Source organism: Micromonospora yasonensis (genome assembly GCF_026013475.1).
GTDB lineage: Bacteria > Actinomycetota > Actinomycetes > Mycobacteriales > Micromonosporaceae > Micromonospora > Micromonospora yasonensis.
On sequence record NZ_JAPDPH010000381.1, the window covers coordinates 1 to 3,545 of the forward strand.

2 protein-coding genes are annotated in these 3,545 nt (G+C 70.6%); both read right to left on the reverse strand.

All coding sequences use genetic code 11. The features are described 5' to 3' along the window. Nucleotides 1-232: 232 nt before the first annotated feature. The gene (locus tag ONA70_RS35345; protein WP_265010826.1) at nucleotides 233-1,174 is read right to left on the reverse strand and encodes a hypothetical protein; all 942 of its coding nucleotides are present in this window, start codon (nucleotides 1,172-1,174) and stop codon (nucleotides 233-235) included. Between the two features lie 438 nt (nucleotides 1,175-1,612). Further along, a complete protein-coding gene (locus tag ONA70_RS35350) occupies nucleotides 1,613-3,277 on the reverse strand; it encodes a DUF885 domain-containing protein (RefSeq protein ID WP_265010827.1) in 1,665 nt (554 codons plus the stop codon). Nucleotides 3,278-3,545 lie beyond the last annotated feature (268 nt).

Consider the following 3,545-nt stretch of genomic DNA (forward strand, 5'->3'; position numbering starts at 1 on the left):
CCGCGGCGCCGGCGTCAAGGCCAAGCCCTACGGGTGGGCCTGCGGCCCAACCTTGACCCCGGACCGTACACACGCCTGCCCGAAAACCATCCCGGAAGACGGGCAAAACAACGTCAGCAGGTCGAAACCCCGGCCTTGACCGGCCCCGCTCCTTCATGGATGACACAGAGGGGAGCCAGTTCAGGATGCCCGCTCGCCTCAGAGGCCAGCTACCGACCGTGCCCGCTCGCGATTAATCAGCAGGCACGGACGGTGGTAGAAGCGCGCACCGCCGCATCACTGCGCGTCCGATTCTCGCCGCATTGGCGGCATGCACGCTCTGCTTGATCAACCCCGTTTTCCAGGTGCAGATCAGCCACTCAGTTGTTCCGGCACCGGGGGTCCCCGCTGCGTCCGCGTCCCGCGCGGTCGCCGGTGTGGCACCCTCCCGGCCGGCGCCTCGGGTGGTGCCAGGACCCGCGCTTTGGACGGCGGCGAGTGTGCCGAAGGCGATGCCCCAGGCCATGCTCAGCGCCGACCAGACCGGCCCGAACCCGCCGGGCGTGCCGGGCCAGGCGAGGCAGACGAGACCGAGATAGGCGGCCACAAGCCCGACCCCGGCCCCGACGAACCGCCGGCCCCGCACCCAGCACGCTGCCGTCCCGCTCAGCACCACGAGGACGAGGCCCACCGCGCCCTGCACGGCGTAGTGGTCGATCCCGATAGTGACGTCTTCGGGCAGCCCCACCCGGTTCGCCGCGTACATCGTCTGGGCGTACGCCAGCCAGGGCAGCGCGGCGAGCCCGGCCAGGACGGCCAGCGGCCGGTCCATCCGGACACCGCCCGCCGTGAGCGGCTCGCGGCCGGGCGCGAACGCCACGACGAGCGCCTCCCCGGCCACGGCCAGGGCGACGAGTACCAAGGCCCACTCGAGCGAGGCGGCGGCGGAGACCGCGACGGCCGCCGCGACGCACAGTAACAGCACGACGGCGGGGGTTGACCGCCGGGGCCGCGCGGCGATCCGGACGAAGGCCGCCGCGACGAACGCGGTGAACAGCAGTCCCCAGCCGGCCTCGAGAGCCACCGCCCAGGCCGGGTCCCACGTCACCGCGAGGTCGGGCAGACCGAAACCGGGAAAGACCAGCCACGTCAGCGCGAAGACGACTGCCGCGACCCGGACGCCGGCTGTCCGCACGGCCGTACCGGATACACGACCCACAGCCCCCCACCCCCTCTCTCGGACACCCGTGTCAGGTTGGCGGAAAACCGGGGCCACAGGCCAAGTTTGCCGACAACCCGACACGGCCGGCTTCGTCATGCGCGACCGGGGCATTGAGAAACACGGCCACTGCAGTCGCGTCGCTTGCACGCCTACCCGGTCAGCGGCTACCACTGTGCACGGAACGCCACCGCACGTCTCGTTACGCATCGTGACGCCCGCTCGGAATGGACAACCGATCGAGCCGCTGCCGCAGCGGCGCAACCCGGCCGAGGGCGACCCGACCATCCCGCGGCAGCTGCCGGCGGAAGATCCGGACGTCGAATTGGACCATGACCGTGTTGATATACCAAGGCCGTACGCGCTGTTAAGTCTGGCCCCGGTTCAGACTGGTCGGACGTCAAGGACGTGCAGCTACAAGCGCGGTCCCTGGCTTGTTTCACCGTGGTGCACGAGTGGTGCGCGGTCACCTTGGAGGGCGATGCTCAACTGATCCAAGCCCAGCGAACCCAGCTCCAGCGCCTGACGATGGAATGTGCGCCGGTCGCCGGGGAAGGACGAGCGGCCTGCCAGCCACACGCGCTCACCCACCTTGTAGGCCAGCGCCTGCCCTGGCCGGCCCAGGTAACGCGCGAGTTCGGCGGACGCGTACGGCCCCTGGTGACAGCGGTCCCGCAGCAGCTCCAGCGCGGCATCCGGCGTCCAGGATGCGCCGCCACCGGACGGCATCGGTAGTCGCAGGTGCAGGCCTATGTCGAGCACGACCCGTGCCGCCCGCAGCAGCTGCATGAACAGGTGCCCCAATCGTGCACCCGGCTGCTCGTAGAGCCCGAGCTCGTCCATGAACCGCTCGGCGTACAGTGCCCAGCCCTCCTGGCTGCCGGAGAGGCCGCCGAGCAGGTTCAGCCGTTGCCCGAGGCCTCCCCGGCAGACCTCGGAGCCGAGGTGGAGGTGGTGGCCGGGAACGCCCTCGTGATAGGCGGTGCTGTAGGCATACCAGGTGGGGAAACTCGCTGCGTCCTCGGGGATGGACCACCAGACCCGGCCCGGCCGCGTCAGGTCCCGCGACGGCCCGGTGTAGGCAATGCCGGACGACGTGGTCAACCGCGACTCGATGCGCCGCAGCGGGGCGGGGATGTCGAAGTGCACGCCGTCCAGCCGCTCGGTGGCTGCCTCCAACAGCTCCTGCAGCCACGCGGCGAACGCCTCCTTGCTGTGCAGCGTGCCGGGCGCGTCGGGGCTGGCGAGCCAGGCGAGCATCTCTGGCACGCTCCCGCCCAGGGCGTTAGCTTCCGCGATCAGCTCTGCCTCTATCGCTCGGAACTCGTCCCAGCCCCAGTCGTACAGCTCGCGCAGGTCAGGCTGGGCCGCGAGGAAGGTGCGCACCCAGAGTGCGTACCGCTGCTGGCCGAACGCTTCCTCCTCAACGGCCCGCGGTGCCAGGTCCGCGGTCAGCATCTCGGCCAGTTTCTGGTACGCCTCTCGCGAGCCCGTCGCTGCGGCCTGCAACGACGCCCGCTGGCGCCCCTCGCCGTAGCGATCCACCAGGGCGACATCGTCGTCGATCCAGTTGCGGCAGCGCTGCGTGACGAGCTCCACTTGACGCCGCGCCGGCAAATTGCCGCGCTCCGCGGCGAGCAAGAGGCTGCGGGCGTACCCGTCCAGGGCCGCGGGGATCGCGGCCAGGCGCGCGCCGACACGAGCCCAGCCCTCCTCGAAGGCCGCGCCCTCGGTGCCACGACCGGGAACCGCGGCCTCGACGGCCTGGCGGATGAGCTGGAGCGGACCGGTGGCCGCCGCGTGCAGCTCGCGCAGGTCCTCCCCGGCGTCGTGGAAGGCGACACGCGTACGCAGCCGTTCGGCGAGGTGGGCGTGCAGCGGGGTTACGGCCGGCACTGCGTCACCCAAGATCTCGAGCTCGCGCAGGGCGCGGGCTGCGAAGTCGGCGCGGGCCTGGTGGCCCTCCGGGCCGTAGTCGGTAAGCCCGTCGGCATCCTGCTCGCCAGCCTCGACGACCGCTGTGCAGGGGTCGAGGCCAGCCATGTCACACAGGAGCCGATCCGCGAAGTCCTCGATCATGGGGGCCAATGCTAGGCCTTGCCCTAGCTGCCGTGGTGCGAGCATGCATCGATCGCGGCAAGCGGTTCAGAACCATCTGACAACTTCCCGCTCATCGGCAGGACCGCGAGTCGAGGCCATCCGGCCCATCACTCAACGTGACGCACCATCAGCGGCAGATCAGGATGTCGGCGGCGGCCGGCGGCGACGGCAAGGCCCAAAGCCGGGTCGGCACCTGCACGAAGGGCATGATCGTGACATGTGGTTGGAGTCGCGGTGACGGCTACGC

Coding starts and splice junctions, on each gene's coding strand:
- ONA70_RS35350 (WP_265010827.1), bottom strand. CDS start 3,277: ATGATCGAGGACTTCGCGGATCGGCTCCTGTGTGACATGGCTGGCCTC.